Source organism: Psychrobacillus sp. FSL H8-0510 (assembly GCF_038008345.1).
GTDB lineage: Bacteria > Bacillota > Bacilli > Bacillales_A > Planococcaceae > Psychrobacillus > Psychrobacillus psychrotolerans.
In genome coordinates, this window is sequence record NZ_JBBOYZ010000001.1 from 2,413,553 (window position 1) to 2,440,541 (window position 26,989).

A 26,989-nucleotide genomic window follows, 5' to 3' on the forward strand; every position below is an offset into this window, starting at 1 on the left:
TCAAGGTATCTTTCCGTATTTTAAAATGGATTCCTTTACCTTTTTCGGATAATAAATTGTTAAATTAATCACAATCTAATCAAGTCCCCATTTGTAATTTTTTTATGATAAAATAAATAGGCAATATTGATTTTTGGAAAGAAGGGTTGCTACTTGAATGAAAAGGAACATTCACATGTAACTTCCTTTGGATATGAGTTACTAAGAGACCATGTGCTTACTTCTATTCTCGGAAAACATGAAAAAGATATATTATATTGGGCAGGGAAAGATTTAGCCCGCAAATTTCCCCTATATTCATTGGACGAAGCTATCACTTTTTTCAACGAAGCTGGCTGGGGCACTTTACATTTAGAAAAAACTACAAAAGACTCCGCTTTCTATACGCTAAGTACATATAATCTACCTCAGAGTGGTCAAAGTAGAAGTCATCGATTAGAAGCAGGCTTTTTAGCTGAACAACAACAAAAGATTACTGGTTTTTTAACCGAATGTTATGACGAAGAAGTAAAAAAGAATGGCCTTGTCTCTTTGCAAATAAAATGGGATTCTAAAACAAAAGGGTAACGGGATAGTCGCATACGACTTTTCCTGTTCCCCCTCTTTAATAGTGAAACTATTGTGAAAACCTTTTAACAGATTCAAATAGATAATAGAAAATGAATTTTAACATAAAAATATTATACGGATTGATGAGTTAGTGCAAGTTCAAATTCATCATGTAAAGCATTTGCTGCTTCGATCATATTTTGTTGGGGTACAACGACTGACACTTTTATCTCTGAAGTACTTACCATTTTCACAGGAATATTTTCTTTTCTTAATCGATCAAACATTTGAGCTGCTACCCCGGGATTCGATACCATTCCCGAACCGACAATAGAAACCTTTGAAAGACCAACTTCAAAATCCGCGAAAGTAAAGCCTAGTGCTTGTTTGTGTGTCTCTAAAACTGTTATCGCTTCAGACAAGGATTCCTTTTTAATAGAAAAGGATACTGCAGGTTTCACTCCTTCTACTATCGACTGCACAATAATATCTACGTTTATATGATTTGCTGCTAAAGTCGTAAAAATAGAAGCGAGGGAACCGTTAAAAGGTACTTCGTATTCTATAGTCAATCGGACGATATCTGATTCAAATGCCACTCCACGAACTACTAAATTATTTTCCACATCTACTTCCTCCTTCAAAATCGTTCCTTCTCCATCTTTAAAGCTCGAGCGCACTCTTAATGGAACCTTATAATTTTTAGCAAATTCAACAGCACGTGGATGTAATACTCCTGCACCTAAATTAGCGAGTTCTAACATTTCGTCATATTCAAGCTGTTCCAGTTTACGCGCACTTTCAATATAGCGAGGATCAGACGTGTAAATCCCGTCTACATCTGTATAAATATCGCAAATTTCCGCTTCAATAGAAGCAGCAATAGCAACAGCAGTTGTATCAGATCCTCCTCTGCCAAGTGTAGTAATCTCTCCTGCTTCAGATATCCCTTGGAAACCAGCTACAATAACTACTTTATTCGCTACAAGTAATCCATCAATTTTTGAAGGATCCATTTTCATTACTTTTGCATTTCTATGTACACTATCTGTTATCAGACCTGCCTGGGCACCTGTGAGAGAAATGGCTTCTACTCCAATTGCGTTTAACTTGAGAGAAAGCAATGCCATTGTAACTTGCTCCCCAGAAGATAAGAGCACGTCCATTTCACGTTTGGACGGCGAATCTGCTAATTCGAAAGCCAATTTTGATAATTCATCTGTCGCTTTACCCATTGCGGATACAACAACCACAATATCATGACCATTTTCTTTTTCACCTTTTACCCGATTAGCAACATCTGTAATCTTTTCAGTTGATTCAACCGAAGTACCGCCAAATTTCATTACAATTTTAGTCATGATCATCCGCTCCCTTATTAACTGAAAGGATTAAAAAATGCTTTTCACATATTGTGAAAAGCATTGTCTCATACACGGTCCAAAAAATCTGTCCATGTGAGATAGCCCTCCAGAATATCAAATTCTGACAATCCTACATCTATTAAATGCAGAACCAACAACAGAATAGGAAAAGCTATTCTATGTTTCGGCGAAAAACCCTTTCTTCAGCTATTCTAGGAACTTTCCTTCCTCCTGCTGAGTACTGATGTCTAATCGCACCTCTATCTTCACTTATAATAGTGAATATTAAATTGTTACAACCATAACATATGATTATTCAGAAGACAATACATTTTTCTGATAATGGTCAATCACTAAATCTGCTTGCTTACTCGGTAATCCTGCAGCCATTAACTCTTCTTTGCTAGCAGCTTGTATTTTCTTTAAAGAACCAAATTGTTTTAGTAATAACTTTTTCCGTTGAGGACCAATCCCTTCAATACCATCTAGAGAAGATGCAATTGTGTGCTTTCCACGCTGTTGTCTATGGAATGTTATAGCAAAACGATGGACTTCATCCTGAATTCGTTGGAGCAAATAAAAACCTTCGCTAGTCCGCTTCATCGGTATTATCTCCAAAGGATCACCATAAATAAGTTGAGAAGTCTGATGCTTGCCGTCCTTTGCAAGCCCAGCAATCGGTATATCAAGACCTAGTTCATCCTCAATAATTTCGCGCGCTGCCTCAATTTGCCCTTTTCCGCCATCAATGATTACTAAATCGGGTAGTGGTAAATTCTCTTTCAAGACTCTTGTATATCTTCGCCGAACAACTTCACGCATAGCACCATAATCATCATGTTTGGCAGCCGTTTTTGTCTTGTATTTACGATAATCTTTTTTGCTTGATCTTCCATCAATAAATACAACCATTGCAGATACAGCATCTGTACCATGAATATGCGAGTTATCGAAAGCTTCTATTCGCATTGGAGGTGCAATCCCCATGGAATCACCAAGCTGTTCAACTGCCCCAATAGTTCGCTCTTCTTGTCTTTCGATTAAATGAAATTTCTCCGTAAGAGCTATTTTTGCATTTTTTTCTGCTAACTCGACTAGATTTTTCTTTGTGCCTCGTTGTGGAACGAAAACTTTCATTTCTAGAAGATTTGAAGCTAAGTCAAGATCCGTAGTTAATGGAACATAAATTTCTTTTGGTTTAATATGCTCTGGCTTCGCATAGAACTGACCTAAAAATGTGATGAATTCCTCTTCTGGATCCCGGAAGATCGGAAATAATGACACATCTCTTTCGATAAGCTTTCCTTGTCGGATAAAAAATACTTGAACACACATCCAACCTTTATCAACATGGAAACCAAATATGTCTCTGCTCGTGAAATCATTCATCGTCATTTTTTGTTTTTCCATCACTTGTTCGATATGTGAAATCTGATCACGATACTCTTTTGCTCGTTCGAATTCAAGAGTCTCAGCAGCTGAATTCATCTTTTGAACCAATTCTTTTTTCACTTGCGTATGCCCACCATTTAAAAAGCTGGCTATTTCTTGAATAATTGTCTCATAAGTATTCTCTTCTACTTTTTTCACACAGGGCGCTAAACATTGTCCCATATGGTAGTATAGACAAACTCTATTCGGCATTTTTTGACATTTTCGAAGTGGATATAGACGATCTAGAAGTTTTTTTGTTTCATGTGCCGCATGAGAGTTGGGATATGGACCAAAGTATTTACCCTTATCTTTTTTCACCTGTCTTGTAATAATCAGACGAGGATCTTTTTCAGCAGTAATTTTAATGTATGGATACGTTTTATCATCTTTTAACATAATATTGTATTTTGGATCATGCTTTTTAATAAGGTGGAGCTCCAGTATTAAAGCTTCCAACTCAGATGATGTGACGATATATTCGAAGTCAACAATTTCTTGCACTAATCGGAGTGTTTTACCATCGTGTGCTCCTTTAAAATATGAGCGTACACGATTTTTTAATATTTTAGCTTTGCCGACGTATATAATAGTTCCTTGTCGGTCTTTCATCAAGTAACATCCTGGTTCATCCGGTAGGATGGAACATTTTTGTTCGATCAAATTATTCATATTATCACCTGTTTAAAAAAACCGGGTACTATGTAGCACCCGGTTTTAGATTATGCGTTTTTTTCTACAAGTTGTACTAATGCTTCTTTTGGTTGGAAACCTACTGCTTTATCAACAGGTTTTCCATCTTTAAATAATACTAATGTTGGAATTGACATAATACCGAATTGACTAGCAGTAGCTTGGTTTTCATCCACATCTACTTTTACGATTTTAACTTTATCGCTCATTTCAGCATCCATTTCTTCTAGTACAGGAGCAATCATTTTACAAGGTCCGCACCATGTTGCCCAAAAATCTACTAATACTAAACCTTCTTCTATATCTGTGTTAAATGTTTGATCTGTTCCATGAACAATTGCCATATTAAAATTCCTCCTTTATCTACTATGTAATGATTATAACAGACAGAAATACCAACATCTACATATTAGCTTGAAAGTAAATCTTAGCATACCTGAAACATTCAAAGCATTGGAACAAAATTGAAACGACTATAGCTCCAACGAATTGTGGAAGAGTTTTTATACAAGAGAAAACAAAATAAATATATAAACAATTTATAAAAAATTTCAACTTTGATCAATTACATGAACAAGCACAATATTTTAATCAGTTTTACACAAAAAGGCTGCCCAAAAGTTTTTCTTTTGGACAGCCTCATCTATTATTATGCGTTTACTTTAAGTTTTTTGAACTCTTCAGTAAGCATTGGAATAACTTCGAATAAATCTCCTACGATCCCGTAGTCTGCAACTTTGAAAATGTTTGCTTCTGGATCTTTGTTGATCGCTACAATAATTTTCGAGTTAGACATACCAGCTAAATGCTGTATCGCTCCAGAAATACCTGCTGCAATATAAAGGTCCGGAGTAACTACTTTTCCAGTTTGACCGATTTGTAATGAATAATCACAATAATCCGCGTCACAAGCTCCACGAGAAGCTCCAACTGCTCCACCTAATACATCTGCAAGCTCTTTTAAAGGTGCAAAACCTTCTTCACTCTTTACACCACGACCACCAGCAATTACAACTTTTGCCTCAGATAAATCTACACCTTCAGTAGATTTACGAACTACTTCTTTAATAATCGTACGTAAGTTTGTAATGTCTACAGACATAGATGAAACGTCTGCTGACTTACTGTCATCTTTTGCAAGTGGAGCAATATTGTTAGGACGGATAGTGATAAATTCAATACCATCCTTCACTTTAACTTTTTCAAAGGCTTTACCAGAATAGATCGGGCGGATATATACAGCAGCATCGCCTTCACCCTCGATAGAAGTTACGTCTGATACCAAACCAATTTGAAGCTTGCTTGCAATTTTAGGAGATAAATCTTTCCCAAGTGCTGTATGACCAAAAACAATTGCTTCTGGATTTTCTTGCTCAATCACCGCTAACAATGCTTGACCATAGCCATCTGAAGTATATTGTTTTAAATGTGGATGTTCCACAGTAATTACACGATCAGCGCCATATTTACCAAGCTCAGTAGCTAGTTCTCCCACTGAATCTCCTAATAGAACACTAACAACTTCTCCGCCGCTTGAAATTTGTTTAGCAGCAGCGATTGCTTCATATGATACATTACGAAGAGCACCTTCACGTGCTTCTCCTAATACTAATACTTTTTTAGACATGCTATTTTCCTCCTAATATTAAAATTAATTCGATTCAAATATGCCTTGGCATATCTTTTGTGTACAAAATAATCTCTTCTGAATAAGTTAAACGACTTTCGCTTCCGAGTGTAGTAAATGAACTAACTCTTTTACTTGATCAGCTAGCTCGCCTTCTAATACTTTTCCAGCTTCCTTTTTAGGAGGTAGGTAAATTTCAATTGTTTCTGTTTTTGCTTCTACATCATCTTCATCTATATCTAAGTCATCTAATTCCACTTCTTCTAAAGGCTTTTTCTTTGCCTTCATAATTCCTGGAAGAGATGGGTAACGAGGTTCATTTAGACCTTGTTGCGCAGTAACTAATAATGGTAAAGAAGTTTCTAATACTTCTGTATCTCCTTCAACATCACGTTTAATCGTAACAGTAGTACCATTAATCTCTAAGTTTGTGATAGTAGTTACATAGTTAATACCTAAACTTTCAGCAACACGTGGTCCTACTTGTCCAGACCCTCCATCAATCGCTACATTACCTGCTAATATTAAATCTGCATTTTTATCTTTTAAGTATTCCGAGATAATATGTGCAGCTGTAAATTGATCTAACTCTTCTACATCATCTTCAATATTTATAAGAACCGCTTTATCTGCGCCCATTGCTAATGCTGTACGAAGTTGCTTCTCAGCGTCCTCTCCACCCATCGTAATAACTGTTACTTCTCCACCTTGAGCGTCACGAACTTGAATTGCTTCTTCAATTGCATACTCATCGTACGGATTAATGATGAACTCGGCACCATCTTCTTGAATTTTTCCCCCGCTAACAACGATTTTCTCCTCAGTATCAAACGTACGCTTTACTAATACATAAATGTTCATTTAGATATCCTCCCAATGTAAAATATTATTTACCTTTAAATACAGGTTCTCTTTTTTCAATAAATGCAGAAATACCTTCTTTCGCATCTTCTGAAACAAATACAGTTCCAAAAGCATTTGCTTCTGCTTTCACGCCTTCATAATAAGATGCTGGTTTAGCAAACTGAAGCATTTCTAATGCGTTTTTGACAGCAATAGGGCTCTTCTTCGCAATTTTCACTGCAAGCTTGTTTGCCTGCTCGAATAATTCTTCTTCTGGGTAAGCATGATTAGCAAGCCCTAACTGAGCTGCCTCTTTACCACTAATCGGATCACTTGTTAGCAACATTTCTGCTGCTTTCGCAAACCCAACATAGCGAGGTAGTCGTTGCGTTCCTGCAAAGCCTGGTATTAAGCCTAACTGTAACTCAGGTAATCCTAGCTTCGCATTATCAGCTACAAGTCGAATATGACAACTCATCGCAAGTTCCAGTCCTCCACCAAGTGCAGCACCATGAATTGCTGCGATTACAGGTTTCGAGAAAGTTTCCACTCTTTCGAAAATTGTTTGCCCACTTGCAGCAAGCTCAGAGAATGCAGCTCCTGATGTAATAGAAGTGAATTCTTTAATATCAGCACCTGCAGAGAAAAATCTGCCTTCCCCTTTGAGCAAGATTGCTCGAACGGCATCATCATTTTCTACTGCATCTAGCAGCTCATTTACTTCTAAAATAACCTCTCTTGCTAAAGCGTTTGCTGGCGGACGATTCAGAATGACGGTAGCTACGCCGTCTTCTATAGTCCATGATAGAAATTCCATCTTCCCACTCCCCTTCGTTAACCTTTCACACCATTTAACAATAGACGATGTACTTTACCGGTCAGATCAACTAAGTTGTATTTATGCTCGTTCATGACCCAAGTAGTAGTCGTCTCATCAATTGTACCAAAAACCATTTGTCTTGCTAAGCGAATATCAATCGTACGATCAAATTCGCCTTGCTCTATTCCTTCTTTTAAAATGGTATCTAACAATACTAAGTAATTTCTTAAAACTGCATTTATTCGTAATCTCAACGCTAAATTGGCTTGTCTCAATTCCAACTGGGTGACCGTCGCTAAATGATGATCACTTGATAACACTACGAAATGATTTTCAATCATTTTATATAGCTTTTCGGAGGAACTAATTTCCTGTTGAATAATTTCTTTTAAATTGTGTGCAAATATCTCCATTTTTTCTTCAAAAACCGAGACTAAAATTTCTTCTTTGTTTTTAAAATACAAGTAAATTGTCCCATCAGCTACTCCAGCTTGTTTAGCTATTTTAGAAACCTGTGACTGGTGATATCCATTTTCAGCGATAACAATAATTGCCGCGTCAATAATTTGCTTATACTTTGGTTTGTCCTTCTTCATTATGAATTCACCACCAATTGTTCAATTACCTCAAAGAATTATTCGTCTAGATTTTGAAATGTATAAGGTCTGCATATACAGTTAAATAGCTGTTGTCGTATGAATACGGTTCTCGTCCTTTTCCAATGACTCCAAAATCTCTGACATTCTTCAGAGGCTTTTACTTTATTTAGATAGTTTAAACCTTTATTTAAATAAAATAAAAATATGAATGATGATTCATTCATATTTTTATATTATATTCAATTTTGTCGATTGTCAATAATCAATTAACTTTGTACCGTTACTTTTTGTTTCGCTTTCTCTTCTTCTATTAAAGTTCTTCTCAAAATCTTACCTACTGCAGTTTTCGGAAGTTCCGCTCTGAACTCGTAAATTCTTGGTACTTTAAACGCTGCCAAGTTTTCACGACAAAAAGTATTTAACTCTTCTTCTGTCACAGAAGCTCCCTCTTTAAGTACGATAAATGCTTTTACCGTTTCCCCTCTATATGGATCTGGCACTCCAGCAACAACACATTCTTGAATTGCAGAATGTTCATATAGAACTTCTTCAACATCCCTCGGATAGATATTATAACCACCCGCAATGATTAAATCTTTCTTGCGATCAACTACATAAAAGTAACCGCTTTCATCCATATACCCCAAATCACCAGTTAAGAACCAACCATCACGCAGAGTCATTGCAGTATCTTCTGGACGATTCCAGTATCCCTTCATCACTTGAGGCCCTTTAACTGCTATTTCTCCAATTTCCCCAAATGGTAATGGTGTTGTTGAATCGACTGCGAAAATCGCTGCTTCTGTATCTGGCCAAGGAATTCCTACTGAGCCTTTAATACGATCTTCTGCATAAATTAGGTTCGCATGTGTCACTGGAGAGGTTTCTGTTAAGCCATATCCCTCTACCAATCTACCACCAGTAACTTTTTCAAACTTTTCTTGTACCTCTAATGGTAAAGGAGCAGAGCCACTTAAACAAGCTACAATTGAAGATAAATCATATTTTTGTATTTCTGGATGATTCAATAATCCAATATAAATCGTTGGAGCTCCTGGGAATATCGTTGGTTTTTGCTTATCAATTGTTTTTAGTGCAGTTTCTACATCAAATTTAGGTAACAATACCATTCTATTACCTAGCATAACAGAAAAGATTAATACAGTAGTCATTCCATATACATGGAAGAATGGAAGAACTCCTAATATACTTTCTTCGCCTTCTATTGCCTTGTAATTCCACGCCGTACACATAGTAGTATTTGTTACTAAGTTTTTATGCGTAAGCATAACTCCTTTTGGAAACCCTGTGGTACCACCAGTATATTGTAAAAGTGCTATATCCTCGTCAAAATCAAAAGACATACTAATTGGTTCAGCTTTTCCAACTTTCATAATTTCAGTGAATAGATGATTGATGCCTCGATGCTCTACCTTTACACTAAACCCATATTGTTTCTTCTGGATAAAAGGATAAACAAGATTTTTAGGAAATGGTAGGTAATCTTTAATACCAGTAACAATAATATTCTCTAGGCTCGTATCTTTTAAAACTTTTGTAACCCGTGGATATAATATATCCATAGCTAAAATAACTTTTGCACCAGAGTCCTTCATTTGATAAGCTATTTCTCTTTCCGTATAAAGAGGATTTGTTTGAACAACTATTGCCCCCGCATATAGTGCTCCGTAATATCCGATTACCCCTTGTGGACAGTTCGGTAGCATAATTGCTACTCTATCTCCTTTTTGAATACCAATGGATTGTAAATAGTTAGCAAATTTTAAAGAAGACTCATATAGCTCTTTGTACGATAAATCTCTCCCCATGAAATGTATCGCAATTTTTGTCGGAAATTTCTTATACGCTCTCGTCAGATATTCTTGAACAGGAATGTGTTCATAGTCAAGCGTATGTGGAATTTCTGGTGGATATTGTGCTAACCACGGCTTTTCAGTCATATTAATGCCCCCTTTGTTTTTAATAGCGTGAATATTCCTATTTTTAATTATAGAGAAAAATGAATGACAATTCAATTCTTTATTGAAAAGAGTTTTCAAAGTTTTCTAGTCTAATAGTTTTATCTGCTTTTTAAAAAACTAATCCTTCCTTACTACAATATAAATACCTTACCTAAACGCACTTTTGACCGTCTTTTTCTCGTTTAAACCAGATATTTCTTTCTCACGCTTAACATAAAATATAAAAAGACTGCAAAGTTCACTTCTTTATCAATAAGATGAAAAGTGTTACATCACAGTCTTTAAATACGTTATTAAGTTATTATATTAATTTGTTACGACATATATTATACCTACTAAGACAAAAAGTAAGCCAACAGCCAATAAAATTTTCGACAATTTTTCCATTTCAACCGCTCCTAAGAAATACTTGCACCAATAACAAATGATAGCCCAACAGAAATAACTAGTGAAATAAATCCAATTGAACGATTATCGTTTTCGATTTCCTTATCAACATTAAAGGTTGGCGTTAAAAATTCAAACAATAAGTAAGCAATTATTAATAGTGTAAAACCAAATAAACCCCAACCAACCATTTCGAATAATGAGTTATGTTGTTCAATGGAATACCTAAATATATTACATACACCAAAAATTTTCCCACCAGTAGCAAGTGCAACTGCTACATTACCTTTTCTTATTTCTTCCCAATTTTTATACTTCGTGACTATTTCAAAAATAACCATCGAAACGAGTAAGCATAAAATTACCACACTAAAATAACCTGCAGACTCTACGAGTGGGTTTGACCAAAAACTGGATAGAAGCATGTTTAAAACCCCTTTTACACTTTTCCTTCTATACGGAGAGCCCGCAAAAAAGTTTCATTTTTTCTACTTTATTTTAGTTCAACAACCGTTACACCATGCCCACCTTCACCAGCTTCACCGAAACGATAACTTTTCACGCGAGAATGGTTTTTCAAAAACTGTTGTATTGCTTGTCTTAACACACCTGTGCCTTTTCCATGAATAATAGAGATTCTTGGGTAGTTTGAAAGAAGTGCATCGTCTAAATATTTTTCTGTACGCATGATGGCATCCTCATAGCGTTCTCCTCGAAGATCTAACTCTAATTTTACATTAGTGTCTCTTCCACGGATTGAATTCACTGAGACAGTTTGCTTTTGTTTTTCAGGTTTTACAAACTCAAGGTCAGATTCGTCTAATTTCATTTTTAGCATACCAATCTGAACAGACCACTCTGTCTTAGACAATTTCTCAAGTAGAGTCCCTTTTTGTCCGAAGCTCAATACTTTCACTTCATCTCCAGATTTCAACTCTTTTGCCATTTCGTTTAATTTCTTTTGCTTCTTCAATACTGGATTATCTGGTAAAGCAGCATCTAAACGCTTTTTAGCATCGATTAGTTCATGCTCTTTAACGAAGTTATGTGTATTGGACTGCATTTTCCGCAGTTCACTTATGATATCTTCTGCTTCTCGTCTAGCTTCATCTACGATTTTCTTCGCTTTATCTTTTGCTTTTTGTTCTAGTTTCTCTTTGCTCTGTTCTAGTTCTGCTAATCTCAGTTCAACATCCGCTTTAACTTTACGTGCTTCTGCTAAGTGAGCTTCCGTTTCTTCTGCATCTTTTTCTGCTTGTCGACGACTGTTCTCCAGAGATGCAATCATAGAGTTCACTTCACCACGATCTGTCCCTGTAAAAGTTTGTGCTTGGTTAATAATATATGCTGGTAACCCAAGTCGCTCGGAAATTTCAAAAGCATTACTTCTACCAGGCACTCCTATTAACAGTTTATAAGTTGGACTTAACGTTTCAATATCGAACTCAACGCTTGCATTGGCAACGCCAGGTCTATTGTATCCATAAGCCTTTAGTTCAGGATAATGTGTTGTAGCCATTACTCGAGCTCCGGTCCCATGTACTGCATCCAATATAGAAATAGCAAGCGCAGCACCTTCTTGAGGATCGGTTCCTGCTCCAAGTTCATCAAATATGATTAATGATTTATCGTCATACTTTTTTAAAATATCCACAATATTAACCATATGAGAAGAAAAAGTACTTAAACTTTGTTCAATAGATTGCTCATCTCCGATATCTGCAAAGACCGATTCAAATAATGCCACTTCTGAGCCATCCAATGCAGGAATAGGAAGTCCACTTTGCGCCATTAATGTACAAAGTCCAACTGTTTTCAGTGTAACTGTTTTACCACCAGTATTCGGCCCAGTGATGACAATAGTGGTAATGTCTTTGCCGAATTCAATCGTATTTGGCACCGCTGTTTCCAGTGGAATAAGTGGGTGTCTAGCCTTTACTAAACGAATATATCCCTCATTATTAATGATTGGCATCGTACATTTTTGGGCTTGACCATATTTTGCTTTAGCTAAAATAACATCAATTTCTCCTAGTACACTTACTAATACAAAAATATCATGACCAACTATTTCTACTTCAGCTGTCAATTTGATAAGGATACGATTAATCTCTTCCTGTTCTTTCACTCTTAAACTTCTGATATCATTATTTATTTGCACTACTGCTGAAGGTTCCACAAACAATGTTTGTCCAGAAGAGGATTGGTCATGGATAATTCCACCGTAATGACTACGATACTCGGATTTTACAGGAATCACATATCGATCATTTCGGATAGTAATAATCGAATCTGATAACATTTTCGCAGCATTTGCCCCTCTAGTATAACTTTCTAGCTTTTCACGCACACGACTTACTTGAATGCGTAATTGTTGGCGAATAGAACGCAAAGTACTACTTGCGCTATCTAACACTGCGCCGTTTTCATCAATACAATCATTAATCTCATGTTCAAGGGCTGTTAAAATCGGAATAGCCTCTTTTTTCTCTATAAAGTGGGGGATCTTCACATCTTCGGATTCCGCTACATTTTCTAAAAATTGACGTAAGATTTTACTAGCTCTAATAGTACTTGCGATCTCCATTAGTTCTGTTGGACTAAGCATACCCCCAATTTGGGCACGTTTAGCATGAGGTCGAATATCTGTCATCCCACCCATTGGAACATTGCCACGTAACCGAAGTATTGTCATTCCTTCATCCATTTCCTCTAACAACTTTTTCACTACTGTAAACTCAACGGAAGGAATTAGATTATCTATATGGCTTCTCCCAATAGATGAAGTACAATAATTGGAAACTTCATCTCTAATTTTAAAATACTCTAATGTCCTTAATGCTCTTTCAGCTATCAACTGAGTCACCTCCTAATTATTTCTGTATATATTCTTTAAACTTCTCCAACGACCAAGTGTTCACTATATTTTCTTTGTGCAACCAAGCTTTTTGTGCATAACGTACACCAATATCCATATATTTTAGCTGATCGATATGATGTGCATCTGTGTTTATCGCTATTGGTACGCCTTTTTCTTGGGCTAACTTTAAGTATTCCGTATTCAAATCGAGACGATAAGGACTAGCATTTAACTCTAAAATCTTACCGTTTTCCTTAGCCCATTTTATCAGAGTAGGAACATCTGGATTATAACCATCTCTTTGTTCGATTATTCTTCCCGTTGGATGTGCAATCATGTGTACATATGGGTTTTTCAACGCATTTAAGAGTCTTTCCATAATCTTTTCTTGCGGCTGGCTAAAACTTGAATGGATAGAAGCTATAACAAAATCTAGTTGTGAAAGCACATCATCTTCAAAATCTAGTGAACCATCTGGTAGTATGTCCATTTCGGTCCCCGTAAATATTTCAATATCAGTGTACTTTTCGTTTAGAGAGTGAATAATATCTATTTGGTTTAATAATCTTTCCTTCGAAAGTCCGTTAGCAACTTTGAGATAATTAGAGTGATCAGTAATCACCATATGTGAGTAGCCTTTTACTCGGCAAGCTTCCACCATTTCTTCTATAGAATGAGCCCCGTCTGACCAAGTGCTATGCATATGAAAATCGCCTTTTATATCATTTAACTTCACTAATGAAGGCAGCTGATCTAATTTGGAAAATTCCGATCCATCTTCTCGAACTGTTGGAGGTATGAAAGGCAAATCAAAGTAAGCATAAAAGTCTTCTTCCGATTCAAAATGCTCTACACTTCCATCCGCTAATTCCACACCATATTCACTAATTTTCTTTCCTTGGTCTTTAGCAATTTGACGCATTTTTATATTATGGTCCTTTGAGCCAGTGAAATGATTTAATGCAGAAGCAAATTGTTTTAGTTCCACTAGTCGGAAATCGACATCTATTTCGACTTCTACATCTAGCGTGACAGAAACTTTAGTATCTCCAGCTGCAATTATTTTCTGTACAGGAAGTATTTTTAACAATTCTTCTCTAACTTCTTGAGGAGAACTTGTAGCGATGATAAAGTCAATGTCCTTACTGGCTTCTTTAACTCTTCTATAAGACCCGGCAACAGAAAACTTATCAATTAAAGCTATAGAAGCCAATTTGTGTTCGATAAGATCTACGATAGGTTCAATTTGCCATACAGCAGTTCTTTCTGGTTTAGACTGAAGGTTCACTATTTCTAGTAATATTTTTTCTTCTGTCTTCTTCGCAAATCCAGGAAGACTTTGGACTTTACCTTCTTCACATGCAAGCTTTAACGCATCAATGGAATCGATATGTAATTCCTTGTATAGCTTGGCAATTTTTTTACCACCAAGTCCAGGTATTTTAAGCATCGGAAGTAATCCACTAGGAACTGTTTGTTGTAATTCTACAAGCAAAGAAGATTCTCCTTTAGTGATTAAATCCTCTATTACAGCTCCTGTTGCTGCTCCAATCCCTTTTAAGGAGGAGATATTATCCATTTCAGAAAGGCTTCGGTCATCTAATTCCAACACCTGTGCAGCCTTTCGAAAGGCAGATACTTTAAAAGGATTTTCACCTTGCAATTCCATATATAAAGCTATTCTTTCTAATGTTTTAATAATCGTCTTCTTATCCAACGAAAACACCTCTTTCTTCTCAATTAACCAATATAGCTAACTTCAAAAAAACTTCCCTCTATTGAGAGAAGTTACTTTTCAATATAAATATACCACCAATTTTTAACCATCTCCGATAGGATAGGCGTGTGTTCTAACATCCATCCAGTTAAAACTGAACCTGATATTAAATTTTGAATCATATCGATTGGTAAAAGAGCAAGTACATACAATAAGACAAACATAATAAAATAAAATTCAATAAGTCCTAAAACTGCACCCACCATATTGCTTATAAACCCTAAAACCGGTAAATACTTCAAAAAATCAAACATAGATGCAATCATTTGCAAGGCGAACTTCACCACGATAAAAATGAGTGCAAAAGCAATAATCCGATAAAAAGTTTGTGCTAAATCTAAACTCTCCACGGCGATTGTCAATTTAGCACCAGCCGTTACAGCAGGAAACGGAATCCATAAAACAAATTTATCTGCAAGTGGTTTATAATAAGAATAAGCCACTACTAATGCAATGATAAAGCCAGTCATGTGGATTAGTTGAACGATTAACCCTCGTTTTGCGCCAGTGATTAAACCACCGACAAGTAATATTAATATAATTATATCTAACATGTTTTCAGTCCTTTAATCTTTTCAATTCTTCTTCTAAGAGTTCTAATTGTTCTTTTACTTTTATGTAATCATTTACAGCATTCACAGCTGTGAGTACAGCAAGTTTTGCAATATCTAGTTGACTGTTATGTGAATTTATTTCTCTCATTTTATCATCAACCATTGATGCTACTAGTCTCATATGGCCCGACGATTCAGAACCTACCATTTTATAATTCTGTCCATATATATCAACCGAAATTCGTGTTTTTTCTTGTTCTGACAAAGCCATAACCCTCCTCAGAAAATCCTAATACTAATAATAACACGAAATAGATTGCTATGTGAAGAAAGGAACGAACGAATGTCAAATACAGTCTTATTATTGAAACCAAACGAAATCGAAAAAGTTAAATCGCATTATATGAAATTTAAGGTAGAGAGGTCTGCTCCTGGGGTTATTTTTGCAGCAAAGCTTGCAGATACAGCCATTACTATTTATAAATCTGGCAAGGTGATGTTTCAAGGAAACGGTTCTACGCGCGAAGCTTCCCTTTGGGGTACAAGTTCGACTAAAACTACAACAACTAGTGCGAAGGGAGATCTTTTACCTCCTAACTTTGCAACCTTATCGGTTCTAGGTTCAGATGAAACTGGTACTGGAGATTATTTTGGTCCCATTACAGTTGCAGCATGTTTTGTCAGTTCAGAACAAGTCGAGCTAGTTAAAGCTTTAGGAGTGAAGGATTCCAAAATGCTTACAGATGACATAATGCGTAAAATGGCACCTGACTTAATGGCGACTTTAACACATAGTATCCTCGTATTGAAAAACGAAAAATACAATGACATACAGTCTCGTGGGTCGTCTCAAGGTAAGATAAAAGCACTTATGCATAACCAAGCATTAAAGCATGTACTGAAAAAAATGGACTCAGAAAAACCAGCATATATATTAATCGATCAGTTTGCGGAGCGCGGTATTTACTATAATCATATTAAAACGGAGAAAGAAATCGTCCGAGAAAATGTTTTGTTTTCTACAAAAGCAGAGCAACTTCACGTATCTGTTGCAGCAGCATCAATCATAGCGAGATATGCTTTCTTGAAGGAAATGGATCGTCTGACCGAAATAGCGGGTACGACGATACCTAAAGGAGCAAGTGCTAAGGTTGATGAAATAGCAGCGAAAATTTATTTGAAGCATGGAGAAGAGTTTCTCAAGTCTATTACAAAGTGGCATTTTGCCAATACTGGGAAAGCGATTAATATTGTGAACAAGAAACGATTTTAGCTTGGGAGTTGTACAACATGAAAGTTATTGGTGAAACAGAGCGATTATTTTTATGTGTATTTGAACAATCACATGTGGAAGCCGCTCAGCAATTTTGGGGGGACGAAGAAGTCATGTCACTATGTGATGGGCCTTCTGCACATGAATTACTTCCCAAAGTTATAGCGGGATATCGTAAATTACATGAAGATAGAGGTCTATCCGTTTATGCAGTAATAGAAAAAGAATCGGATCTAGTAATAGGAGCAGCTGGTTTTAATCCAACTGATTCTACGGGAGTAATAGAGTTAATTTATCATTTTAGTAAGAAATCTTGGGGAAAAGGTTTTGCATCTGAAGCAGCTGCGGCTTGTCTTAAGCTAGCTAAAAACAAAGGAAATATTAGAATAATCACTGCATCAGCAGATCCACAAAACATAGGTTCATTAAAGATTTTAGAAAAAATCGGGTTCACCTATGTGAGTATGAAGTGGTTTGAGGATACAAAACAAGAAGAGCCTTATTATGAATATTTAATGTAATCTACAATTTATACAAAGTAAATTTGGGTAATTCTAAATAATAAATTTAGATAACACAAAACCATTCAAATGCATAACATGTATAAGTGCGTGTTTAAATAGCGATGGAGGTTTGAGTATGGTCAATTTTCAAGCTTTTCAGGGTACCGTTACCAGAATTAGTGATTTTATGATAGGGGCTAATGGTGAAGGCGAAGGTTGTTATACATTAATGTCGGTTGATAATGGCAACGGAAATTCAGTAAATTTCGTGGTGTCCCCCACTACTTATTTTGTAGACCATGCAGTGGTAGCAGTGGGCGATAGGGTAACTGGATACTATGATGGAGATGCCCCTGTCCCTCTGATTTACCCACCACAGTACCAGGCACTTATTATAGTAGAAGAAAATACAAATCGAAATGTTAAAGTGGACTTCTTTAATAGCCAATTGGAAAGCAGTGATGGGCAGTTAAGACTAAATGTAACACCATATACTCCAATATTATTGACTAATGGTCAGCCTTTTACGAAAAGTCCTGCGAATCGAAATTTAATTGTTATTTATGGTCCCACTACAAGAAGTATACCTGCCCAGACCACACCATATGAAATTATCGTTTGGTGTTAACTTCCTAAGGGAAATATGATTCCAAATTTTTCGCACGAAATGTCAATTACATTTCGTGCATTTCCTTTTCACAAAGACACTTTAGGAATACTTTTATACCAGTGGAGTGCTTGTTTTTCAATCTCTTTGGCTAATTTATCTTTCCCATTAATATAAGCGTCAATGTCATATGGAAATTGCTCTGCTAGTGCTTCTTTTAAATCTCCGTACTGCCTTGCATCAATAGAATGTACTCTTAAAAAGTCCCGAAACGCAAGATGTCTTTCAATTTCAGGATTACCCAATTCATACATATGGACATGATGCGTTCGATTATCTCCACCTTTTTGGAAGTATCTACGACCAGGAAGTCCATTTTCACCCTTAGGTTCATAACCAATCGCAATCATTGCGCTGTTATAAGCGTCAATTTTTCTTATATCTCGGACTATAGGCATCATATCGATAATTGGTTTTGAACTCAATCTTTCTACAGACGTGCTTCCAATATGATGGATAATTTGAATCTCCAAGCCGAAAATATGTTGAAGAAGAATTGCTTCCTCATCAAACTTTTTCTTCCAATCCTCTGAATATGCCACTACCTCCACTTTACGCATTTAAATCTCTCCCTTTTAAAGAAGTTTCGTTAATAGTTCCTTGTGAACTGAGGAATAATTAAGTAAGCGAAAATTATTTCTTACAACACTAGTAGTAATTTCATTTGCTTGATGCCATGCCAAGTTGTACATGCTTTGATCAACCCAACCGTTTATTAATGCCTCTTCCAGTTCATCTGCATCCTGTTGAATAATCTCTCCCGTAGGAAATACGATAATATCTAAAAACAAGTCATCCCACCATGGAATATTATTCTCTATTCCTATTTCGTTGCAAATATCGATATACCACTGAATCACTTTCCCATTAGCATCAAACATAGTAGTTACAGAATAATGTTTTCCTTTAGGAAAGTGTTGTAACCACATAAATCCATCATCTACAATGCACACACTTTTTTCACCATACTTTACCCATAAGGGCTCCACCACCTGAACCATGTTAAGAAGTGTTATATATCCAGTGAATTCTTCTTTATCCACATAAGATTGCGCATACTCTCTCTTCTTAATCCGCTGCCAATCTGAACGATCCCCATATCTTCTTTTTAACATGCCTACCCCCTTATCAATTCAGACAAATTAAGTACTTAACTTCTCTTTTAATAGAAATTATAGCAGATTTAGTATTCTAACTTATTGGTTAATTTAAATTCCATTGTTTATTCTATTAAAAACGGTTATTTACCATTTAAATCAGTTACAATAATTAAGTTAATAATTGAAATCATATTTTATTTGTTTTTAGAAAAGGAGAATTCTTCTTGAAGGTACATGTTTTATTAAAGGGATATAATTTTTTGTTTTTTGGTTTGCTTGCGGTTTTTATACCGTTCTTGCCTGTGTATTTAGGGGAACAAGGATTATCTACAAGTGAAATAGGGATTATCGTAGGTACTGGGGGTTTTGTAACTTTAATAGCCCAACCGTTGTGGGGGTTCATCAGCGATAAAACAAAAACAATTCGCAAAGTGATGTTACTACTTGTTGGATTGACTGCTATTTCGGGTTATTTTTTATTTAACTTCGATAACTTTGTGTTACTAATCATTTTCGCGTTGTTAGTTTATTTTTTCCTTATGCCACTCGATCCATTAACGGAGAGTTTAAATTTTACTGTTTCAGAGATGGCCCGTATTAGCTATGGATCTATCCGTACATATGGTGCACTTGGCTATGCCATTTTGTCTTTAATTGCTGGGTTTACAATGGATTATTTTGGAGTGAGTAGTCTATCTATTTTATTTGTTCTCTTGGGGCTTCTCTCATTTGGAATAGTATGGTTTATGCCGGATGTGCAAGCTTCCCCAAAACCTGTGACGATAAAAGGATTGAAACAAGTATTACGTAACAAAGAGATGCTTCTATTCTTAGCATTAGTATTCATAAGCTCTGTCCCTGCACGTATGAACGATACATTTCTAGGAATACATATCAAAGCACTGGGAGGAGACACATCCTTAGTAGGGATTGCTTTTTTCTTAGCAGGTGGTAGTGAAATCATTATTTTTGCACTCAGCTTTTGGTGGCTTCGAAAAGGTAAAGAGTTGGAGATTATTACGATTGCTACTTTCTTTTACTTCTTACGTTTTTTTATATCAGGCTATGTCACAAACCCTGTTACTCTAACTGTCTTACAAGTATTACAAATGTTAACATTCCCTATTTTCTACACCGCCGCTATTCAATATTTATATAATATTATGCCTAAGGAATGGCGAGCTACTGGACAAACTGTTTTAGCATTATTATTCTTTGGCTTATCTAGTATTATTGCGTCATATGCAGGTGGTTTCCTCTATAAAGAATTTGGGGGGCAGACTTTTTACTTTATCATTTCAGCAATGTCCTTCATCGGAGTCTTATTTGGAATACTACTGACTATACGGAAACATAAAATAAACGGATGATTATTTTATGTGAAAATGGGTATTAAACATATATAGAGTTGAAATTAGTACCTTTTACTAAACTTTCTTTATGGAAAGAGATTTTGGTGGGAGGTGATTAATTGAGAAGAGCCTATGGAGTTAAAAAGCTATCTTTATATTTAGATACCGTAGGATATCCACTTACTGAAGAGGAAATCGACATACTAATTATAAAAAGAGAGATTCCTCATTTAAAACCAATGGCAAATATGATCGTTTTCAATTTAGATCATGTGGATTGGTGGATTAGTCATAATCTACCTCCATCCAAATGATAAGCCCTGCGAAAGCAGGGTTTTTCATTTGGATGGAGGTTTTTTCCACCTAACTAATCATTGTTTCTTTCGAAGGTAAAAATTTCGAGAAAACTATTGTCATAATAACTGATGCAAGGACACCCCATAATATTCCTATTGTTAACGAAACAACTGCTCCAGCCAAAATACCAGTACGTGCTCCCCAAACAGAAACACGACTATTTCTTGTTCCCATCTCAAAGGCGGAGGTTTTCTTATTCTTCCATATTAACCCTACTATTAATACCGGAACAACTCCACCACCGGCCATCGAATATGCAAGAGAAAATAAGTCAATAATAGAATCTGCCCAAATAGCAGTAACTATCGTGAACATACCAAACACAACCACACTAACTCTTGTTAACTTAAGATAAAATGCATCTTCTTTTTCTTTCATATTTGGAATAACCAAATCATTGATGATTACAACAGCAGCAGAATGCAGAAGAGATGAAGCGCTAGAAATGGCAGCCATGAAAATCATGATAAAGAAAGCCAACGCTGCAAATTGCGTCATTTCTTCTAATATCAACCACGATATAGCATTTTTGGCATCGAGCGTGGGATTTTGAATCTTAACTATCAACCCACTAATAGTTGCTAGAATCGTAAAGATAATTGCAACAACCCCACTGATAAGCATGGCACGACTTGCTGACTTAGAACTTTTAGAAGCAAAGCAACGCTGCCAATACACTTGTGCAGCTAAGACACCCAACGTTCCTGTCACAAACAGCGTTAACACTTCCATTACAGATAAATTCATTTGAATTAGTTCACCCGATCCAACATCTGCTAAACCCGATTTAAGAGTTGAATAGCTAAAATCAATTCGATTAAATACTTGAAAGTAAAACCACACTGCTATTGCGATAAGAATTGCTCCTTGAATAAGGTCTGTCCATACCACTGAATACATACCACCTACAGCTGTGTAAATGATAAACACTGCCGAGAATACTAATATCATTAGAATAGGATCAGCCCCTGTAAAAGTCGAGAACAAGGCACCCATACCCATAGCCTGGCCACTGACCCAAGCAATCATAATAGATGAAGTCAAAATGGCAACTAGACTTCGAGTGATACGATCGCGTACGATTAAATCATTCATCATTTCTGCTAATGTTTTGTATGTAAATTTTGCAGCAAATCCCGCAAATACGAGAGCAAATATGATTTTGGCTCCTTGCTCACCAATAACAAAAGGTATATTAGCTATCCCAATCTCATATCCCTTAGATGAATGACCAACAAAATTTCCAACGCCCATAATAGTAGCAATATCAGTAAATAATAATAAGAAAAAAGGCAGTGTCCCTCCAGCTATCGCATAATGAGCAAAACTTGCGTCCGCCTTCTTTTTAAAGAAAAACGACATACCAATAAAGAACAAAGATAATATAATGGTTATCGTCCATGTCCAAAAACCTAATCCCATAAAACCCCTCCCCTTTTTTTCTATTCCCTATGCACCGCACAATTCAAACACTATTCTGAATTATTTTTAATTGATAAAAAATGCATAAAAAAAGAGCAGCACCATTTGGCACTGCTCTAAATGTATTCATTATCCTCTTAACTCTGCTCCTGCTTTTTCAGCAAGTGCTTTTAATACTTTGTTATGAGCATTTACTACTTCTTCATCTGTAAGTGTACGCTCTGGATCGAAATATGTTAGGGAGAATGCAACCGACTTCTTGCCTGGTTCCATTTTTTCTCCTTCATATAAATCGAATAGATGTACATTTTTAAGTAATCTACCACCAGATAAATGGATAATTGCTTGCAGTTCTCCAGTAGCTTTTTCACTATCTACGACTAATGCAATATCACGTGAAATGGACGGGAATTTAGAAACTGGTGCATAATACAATGCTTCAACTTCTTTGTTTAACACTTTGGCTAAGTTCAATTCCAATACATAGGTTTCTTTTAAATCACGAGTTTTTTGCTCTGATGGATGTAATTGAGCGATTAACCCAAATTCCTCTCCAGCTAATTTGATAGAAGCAGTACGTCCAGGATGTAACCCGTCTACTTCAGTACGTTCAAATACAACTTCTTTTGAAAGACCAAGAAGTTCCATTAATCCTTCTACAATTCCTTTTAACACAAAGAAATCAACTGCTTTTTTCTCACCCTGCCAGCTATGATCTAACCATTTACCAGAAATTACTGCTGCTAGATGCTCTTGCTCATGAGGTAAACCTGATTCTGTTTCGCCTAAGAAAACAGATCCTACTTCATAAAGCGCAACTGTATCTGCTTGGCGCGCTGTATTATATGTTACTGCCTCTAGTAAATGTGGTATCAAGCTTTGACGAAGGATACTACGATCTTCACTCATTGGCATTAATAACTCGGTTACAGGAGCAGTTTCTAAAGCAAATTTTTGAGACATTTCTTTAGAAGTTAATGAATACGTAATCGCCTGGTAAAGACCTGCACCTTCTAGATATGCACGTACTTGACGACGTTTTGCTTGGTAAGATGATAATCCGCCTGGTTTAGATTCCTCAACTGGTAAAGTCATTGGGATTTCATCATAGCCATACATACGAGCAATTTCTTCTATTATATCTTCTTCAATTTTAATATCTTGACGACGAGTTGGCGCTTTAATGTACAAAAGACCATTCGCTGCTTGGTAGTCAAATTTCAATCTAGTTAAAATTGATGTCATATCCTCTAAGGATATTTTCATCCCTAAACGGTTATTGATGAAGTCCGGAGATACAACCACTTCAGCTGGAGTTTTGTCTAGCTCATCAACCATTACTGAACCAGCTAACACTTCTCCTCCTGCTAACTCTGCAAGAAGACTTGCTGCACGTTCTGCCGCAAGAATTACACGGTTAGGATCGACACCTTTTTCAAAACGCGCACTCGCATCACTGCGTAGGTTGTGATCTTTTGAAGTTTGACGAACTGATCCGCTAGCAAAGTATGCTGCCTCGATAACTACCGTTGTCGTACCATTATGAACTTCCGAATTAGCCCCACCCATTACACCGGCAATGGCAATTGGCTCTTTACCGTTTGTAATAACTAAATGATTCGATTTTAATGTACGTTCTTGATCATCAAGGGTAACAATTTTTTCCCCTTCACTTGCAAGACGAACAACAATTTCTTTCGTTTCTAGACGATCATAGTCAAATGCATGTAGAGGCTGACCGTATTCCATCAATACATAGTTCGTAATATCTACTACATTATTATGTGGACGAACACCTGCAGCCATTAAACGATGTTGTAACCAAAGTGGTGATTCTTTCACTTGAATATTCTTCACAACTTTTGCAATATACATTGGATTTTCTTCCATTGCCTCTACTTTTAAGTTCAAATAATCAGAGGCTTTTTCATTGCTTTCCGAATAAGATGCTTCAGGATACTGCATATCCTCAGATAAAATTGCACCAACTTCATAAGCAACTCCGAGCATACTTAATGCGTCCGAACGGTTAGGCGTTAACCCAAGTTCTAAAACTACATCATCTAAGCCTAGTAATGGGAGTACACTTTCCCCTGGAACTGCTGTTTCCGGAAGAACATAAATTCCATCCGCATACGCTTTAGAAACAAGGCGTCCTTCAATCCCTAATTCTTGAAGCGAACAAATCATACCGTTTGATTCTTCTCCGCGAAGCTTGGCTTTTTTAATCTTCATGCCGCCTGGAAGTACTGCTCCTGGACGAGCAACGATTACTTTTTGTCCTGCTTCTACATTAGGTGCTCCACAGATAATTTGAGTAGTCTCTTCGCCAACATCTACCTGACAAATATTCAGCTTATCCGCTTCCGGATGTTTCACTTTTTCTTTTACATACCCAACGACAACATTTGTCATTCCATGAGAACGATCAATCACAGCATCCACTTCAATACCTGCACGTGTGATTTTCTCTCCTAAATCTTTTGGATCTAACCCTTGTGTATTTACATATTCTGATAACCATTTCGTCGAAACTAACATGTCAAATTCCTCCTTACACTTCTGTTCGGTGGAATTGCGATAAGAAACGCACATCATTCGTATAGAAATGACGAATATCTTCCACTCCATATTTCAACATTGCAATACGTTCTGGACCCATACCAAATGCAAATCCAGAAAGTTTTTTAGAATCATATCCAGCCATCTCTAAGACGTTTGGATGAACCATACCTGCACCTAAAATTTCAATCCACCCTGTTTTCTTACAAACGTTACAACCATCGCCGCCACATTTAAAACAGGAAATATCCATTTCAACCGAAGGCTCTGTGAATGGGAAAAAGCTTGGGCGCAGACGAATTTCACGATCGTCCCCGAACATTTTCTTCGCAAATATAGAAAGAGTACCTTTCAGGTCGCTCATTCGAATATTTTCACCGATTACAAGCCCTTCAATTTGTGTGAATTGATGTGAGTGCGTTGCATCATCATTATCACGACGATACACTTTACCAGGGCATATAATTTTGATCGGTTGCCCTTCTTTTGCTTCCATCGTTCTTGCTTGAACTGGAGAAGTATGTGTACGTAAAAGAATATCCTCTGAAATATAGAAAGAATCCTGCATATCACGAGCTGGATGACCTTTTGGTAGGTTCAACGCTTCGAAATTATAATAGTCTTTCTCTACTTCTGGACCTTCCGCAATTTCATACCCCATGCTGATAAATAAATCTTCAATCTCTTCTACTACACGAGTAAGTGGATGATGATTTCCAGTCTTAATAGGGCGACCTGGTAATGTTACATCAATAGATTCTTTTTCTAGCTGTTCATTAATGGCTTGTTCTTGTAGTAAAGTCATACGAGCTTCTAATACAGTAGTTACTTCTTCACGTACTACATTTACTAGTGCCCCCATTTTTGGACGCTCTTCTGCTGGAAGTTTACCCATTCCTTTTAGAAGGTCCGTAATCGGTCCTTTTTTCCCTAAGTAGGCAACACGCACGTCATTTAGTTCTTTGACGCTCGCTGAAGCTTCAATTTTTTGTAGTACTTCTTCTTTTAACTGTTGAAGTTGTGCTTCCATGTTATTGATCTCTCCTTAATCAAATTCGCCTTGTCTGATTGGACAACAAATTTTGCACCTTATCTCGCTAAGAAGTATCCCTTCTCAAAATATGTACAAAATAAAAAATCCCCGCCCCTATAAAAGGGACGAGGACTAATTTCGCGGTACCACCCTGATTATTGCACAAAAACAGTGTGCAATCACTCAATTCGACTAACGGCTCTACACCGGCACACCTTTACAGCAATTGCTGGTCCCGGTGGCAGCTAACGGGGTGAACTTCTATATGCATTCTCTAGTTACACTTTCAGTCAAGGTGTAAAATCCCTTATGTCGAATTGGCATATATACTTTTCCCGATGACAGCTTTTATATATCATATTACATCTATTATACGGACTTTAGTATTTTTGTTCAAGTCTGATTTATTTTAAAGTAAGGCCATATAACAGAATTCCAGTAGCTACTGCAACGTTTAGTGATTCTGCTTGTCCCAATAGAGGAACGATAATATTTTGATCGGTTTGCTCGAGAAGCTCTTTGTTCATACCACTACCTTCATTTCCAACGATTAACGCAAACGCATCCACTTTTTTCACTTCATGATAAGGAGTAGAATTTTCAAAAGCTGTGCCAAATACGGTTACTTTTCGTTCTTTCAACTTCTCAACCCAGTCAGGAAGATTTCCTTTAATAATTGGCACATGAAAATGTGATCCTTGTGCTGACCGTAACGTTTTTGAATTGTAGGCATCTGCAGATCCTTTTCCAAGAATAACAGCATCAATCCCAGCAGCATCTGCAGTCCGAATCATTGTACCGATGTTCCCTGGATCCTGCACAGCATCTATTAACAATAGACGACTCCAGTTATCATGCTCTTCTTCCTTCACAGTTTGTTGTTTACAATGTGCAAATATACCTTGTGTATGCTCTGTTTCCGCAAGTTCTTTCTTAATCACATCATTTATTTCGACAATTTCTAAATTGTCTACATCCCAACTGTTAGGAATTTCACTATTATCACTGATCATGATTGTTAACACATTTTCTTTTTGTTTTATCGCTTCTTCAATTAGGTGATAACCTTCTATTAGAAATTCGCCACTTTTATCTCGCTCTTTGCGTACGCTTAATAATTTTTTCCAATGCTTTACTAGCGTATTTTGGGGTGATTCAATTCGTTTCATCTATATGTAACCGCCTTTTTTATATAAGTGTAACAAAATCATGTATAACTGGCGAGAGTTTGGGG

Annotated in this window: 25 protein-coding genes, 1 riboswitch and 1 other annotated feature; of the genes, 6 read left to right on the forward strand and 19 right to left on the reverse strand. The window is 36.5% G+C overall.

The genetic code is table 11. The annotated features are described in order from the left end of the window. Nucleotides 1–153 precede the first annotated feature (153 nt). Nucleotides 154–567: a YslB family protein gene (locus tag MHI40_RS12230; RefSeq protein WP_093536956.1), complete on the forward strand. Its 414-nt coding sequence runs from the start codon at nt 154–156 to the stop codon at nt 565–567. 113 nt (nt 568–680) lie between these two features. On the opposite strand, the gene MHI40_RS12235 is transcribed toward MHI40_RS12230, so the two are convergent. The 13 genes from MHI40_RS12235 to zapA form a co-directional block, all read right to left on the reverse strand. After that, the gene (locus MHI40_RS12235; protein WP_340762867.1) at nt 681–1,910 is read right to left on the reverse strand and encodes an aspartate kinase; all 1,230 of its coding nucleotides are present in this window, start codon (nt 1,908–1,910) and stop codon (nt 681–683) included. Nucleotides 1,911–2,004: 94 nt separating this feature from the next. Continuing rightward, nucleotides 2,005–2,184: riboswitch (Lysine riboswitch) on the reverse strand. 41 nt (nt 2,185–2,225) lie between these two features. Beyond that, nucleotides 2,226–4,016 (reverse strand): excinuclease ABC subunit UvrC, encoded by a 1,791-nt coding sequence (gene uvrC / locus MHI40_RS12240; protein WP_093536954.1) that lies wholly within the window; start codon nt 4,014–4,016, stop codon nt 2,226–2,228. Nucleotides 4,017–4,066: 50 nt separating this feature from the next. Further along, complete coding sequence (gene trxA / locus MHI40_RS12245; protein WP_093536953.1) at nt 4,067–4,381, reverse strand: thioredoxin; 315 nt, start codon at nt 4,379–4,381, stop codon at nt 4,067–4,069. 305 nt (nt 4,382–4,686) lie between these two features. Further along, entirely contained in the window at nt 4,687–5,664 is a 978-nt protein-coding gene (locus tag MHI40_RS12250; RefSeq protein ID WP_093536952.1) for an electron transfer flavoprotein subunit alpha/FixB family protein, read from the reverse strand. An 87-nt stretch (nt 5,665–5,751) separates the two neighbouring features. Further along, the gene (locus MHI40_RS12255; RefSeq protein ID WP_340762870.1) at nt 5,752–6,525 is read right to left on the reverse strand and encodes an electron transfer flavoprotein subunit beta/FixA family protein; all 774 of its coding nucleotides are present in this window, start codon (nt 6,523–6,525) and stop codon (nt 5,752–5,754) included. Between the two features lie 25 nt (nt 6,526–6,550). Further along, complete coding sequence (locus tag MHI40_RS12260) at nt 6,551–7,324, reverse strand: enoyl-CoA hydratase (RefSeq protein WP_340762872.1); 774 nt, start codon at nt 7,322–7,324, stop codon at nt 6,551–6,553. A gap of 17 nt (nt 7,325–7,341) precedes the next feature. Next, a complete protein-coding gene (locus tag MHI40_RS12265; protein WP_093536949.1) occupies nt 7,342–7,923 on the reverse strand; it encodes a TetR/AcrR family transcriptional regulator in 582 nt (193 codons plus the stop codon). Nucleotides 7,924–8,192: 269 nt separating this feature from the next. Then, complete coding sequence (locus MHI40_RS12270; protein ID WP_340762875.1) at nt 8,193–9,887, reverse strand: long-chain-fatty-acid--CoA ligase; 1,695 nt, start codon at nt 9,885–9,887, stop codon at nt 8,193–8,195. A gap of 419 nt (nt 9,888–10,306) precedes the next feature. After that, a complete protein-coding gene (locus tag MHI40_RS12275) occupies nt 10,307–10,720 on the reverse strand; it encodes a DUF350 domain-containing protein (RefSeq protein ID WP_340762876.1) in 414 nt (137 codons plus the stop codon). A gap of 68 nt (nt 10,721–10,788) precedes the next feature. Beyond that, nucleotides 10,789–13,152, reverse strand: coding sequence for an endonuclease MutS2 (locus MHI40_RS12280; protein WP_340762877.1), 2,364 nt, complete (start codon nt 13,150–13,152; stop codon nt 10,789–10,791). A 16-nt stretch (nt 13,153–13,168) separates the two neighbouring features. Further along, complete coding sequence (polX, locus tag MHI40_RS12285) at nt 13,169–14,872, reverse strand: DNA polymerase/3'-5' exonuclease PolX (protein WP_093536945.1); 1,704 nt, start codon at nt 14,870–14,872, stop codon at nt 13,169–13,171. Between the two features lie 71 nt (nt 14,873–14,943). Continuing rightward, nucleotides 14,944–15,486 (reverse strand): CvpA family protein, encoded by a 543-nt coding sequence (locus tag MHI40_RS12290; RefSeq protein ID WP_340762879.1) that lies wholly within the window; start codon nt 15,484–15,486, stop codon nt 14,944–14,946. 4 nt (nt 15,487–15,490) lie between these two features. Further along, nucleotides 15,491–15,751 carry a cell division protein ZapA gene (gene zapA / locus MHI40_RS12295; protein ID WP_093536943.1) on the reverse strand — a complete coding sequence of 87 codons (261 nt, stop codon included), beginning with the start codon at nt 15,749–15,751 and terminating at the stop codon, nt 15,491–15,493. Between the two features lie 78 nt (nt 15,752–15,829). Here zapA and rnhC point away from each other — a divergent pair, with 78 nt between their 5' ends. The 3 genes from rnhC to MHI40_RS12310 all read left to right on the forward strand — a co-directional run bounded on the left by rnhC (nt 15,830) and on the right by MHI40_RS12310 (nt 17,890). Continuing rightward, nucleotides 15,830–16,759 carry a ribonuclease HIII gene (gene rnhC, locus MHI40_RS12300; protein ID WP_340762880.1) on the forward strand — a complete coding sequence of 310 codons (930 nt, stop codon included), beginning with the start codon at nt 15,830–15,832 and terminating at the stop codon, nt 16,757–16,759. Between the two features lie 17 nt (nt 16,760–16,776). Continuing rightward, the gene (locus MHI40_RS12305; protein WP_340762881.1) at nt 16,777–17,280 is read left to right on the forward strand and encodes a GNAT family N-acetyltransferase; all 504 of its coding nucleotides are present in this window, start codon (nt 16,777–16,779) and stop codon (nt 17,278–17,280) included. Nucleotides 17,281–17,398: 118 nt separating this feature from the next. Then, on the forward strand, nt 17,399–17,890 hold the full coding sequence (locus MHI40_RS12310) for a hypothetical protein (RefSeq protein ID WP_340762882.1): 492 nt from the start codon (nt 17,399–17,401) through the stop codon (nt 17,888–17,890). A gap of 68 nt (nt 17,891–17,958) precedes the next feature. Here MHI40_RS12310 and MHI40_RS12315 read toward each other — a convergent pair whose 3' ends face one another. Further along, on the reverse strand, nt 17,959–18,489 hold the full coding sequence (locus MHI40_RS12315; RefSeq protein WP_340762883.1) for a GrpB family protein: 531 nt from the start codon (nt 18,487–18,489) through the stop codon (nt 17,959–17,961). A 15-nt stretch (nt 18,490–18,504) separates the two neighbouring features. Beyond that, the gene (locus MHI40_RS12320) at nt 18,505–19,044 is read right to left on the reverse strand and encodes a DUF402 domain-containing protein (RefSeq protein ID WP_340762884.1); all 540 of its coding nucleotides are present in this window, start codon (nt 19,042–19,044) and stop codon (nt 18,505–18,507) included. Nucleotides 19,045–19,253: 209 nt separating this feature from the next. On the opposite strand from MHI40_RS12320, the gene MHI40_RS12325 reads away from it, so the two are divergent. Continuing rightward, nucleotides 19,254–20,399 (forward strand): MFS transporter, encoded by a 1,146-nt coding sequence (locus tag MHI40_RS12325; RefSeq protein WP_340762885.1) that lies wholly within the window; start codon nt 19,254–19,256, stop codon nt 20,397–20,399. 101 nt (nt 20,400–20,500) lie between these two features. Continuing rightward, entirely contained in the window at nt 20,501–20,695 is a 195-nt protein-coding gene (locus MHI40_RS12330; protein WP_093536936.1) for a hypothetical protein, read from the forward strand. Nucleotides 20,696–20,744: 49 nt separating this feature from the next. Here MHI40_RS12330 and MHI40_RS12335 read toward each other — a convergent pair whose 3' ends face one another. The 4 genes from MHI40_RS12335 to MHI40_RS12350 form a co-directional block, all read right to left on the reverse strand. After that, entirely contained in the window at nt 20,745–22,160 is a 1,416-nt protein-coding gene (locus MHI40_RS12335) for a sodium:solute symporter family protein (protein ID WP_340762887.1), read from the reverse strand. A gap of 129 nt (nt 22,161–22,289) precedes the next feature. After that, nucleotides 22,290–24,701 (reverse strand): phenylalanine--tRNA ligase subunit beta, encoded by a 2,412-nt coding sequence (pheT, locus tag MHI40_RS12340; protein ID WP_340762888.1) that lies wholly within the window; start codon nt 24,699–24,701, stop codon nt 22,290–22,292. A gap of 13 nt (nt 24,702–24,714) precedes the next feature. Further along, entirely contained in the window at nt 24,715–25,752 is a 1,038-nt protein-coding gene (gene pheS, locus MHI40_RS12345) for a phenylalanine--tRNA ligase subunit alpha (protein WP_093536933.1), read from the reverse strand. Between the two features lie 121 nt (nt 25,753–25,873). Then, nucleotides 25,874–26,107, reverse strand: a binding site (T-box leader). A gap of 52 nt (nt 26,108–26,159) precedes the next feature. Further along, nucleotides 26,160–26,924, reverse strand: coding sequence for a TrmH family RNA methyltransferase (locus MHI40_RS12350; protein WP_340762889.1), 765 nt, complete (start codon nt 26,922–26,924; stop codon nt 26,160–26,162). Between the last annotated feature and the right edge of the window lie 65 nt (nt 26,925–26,989).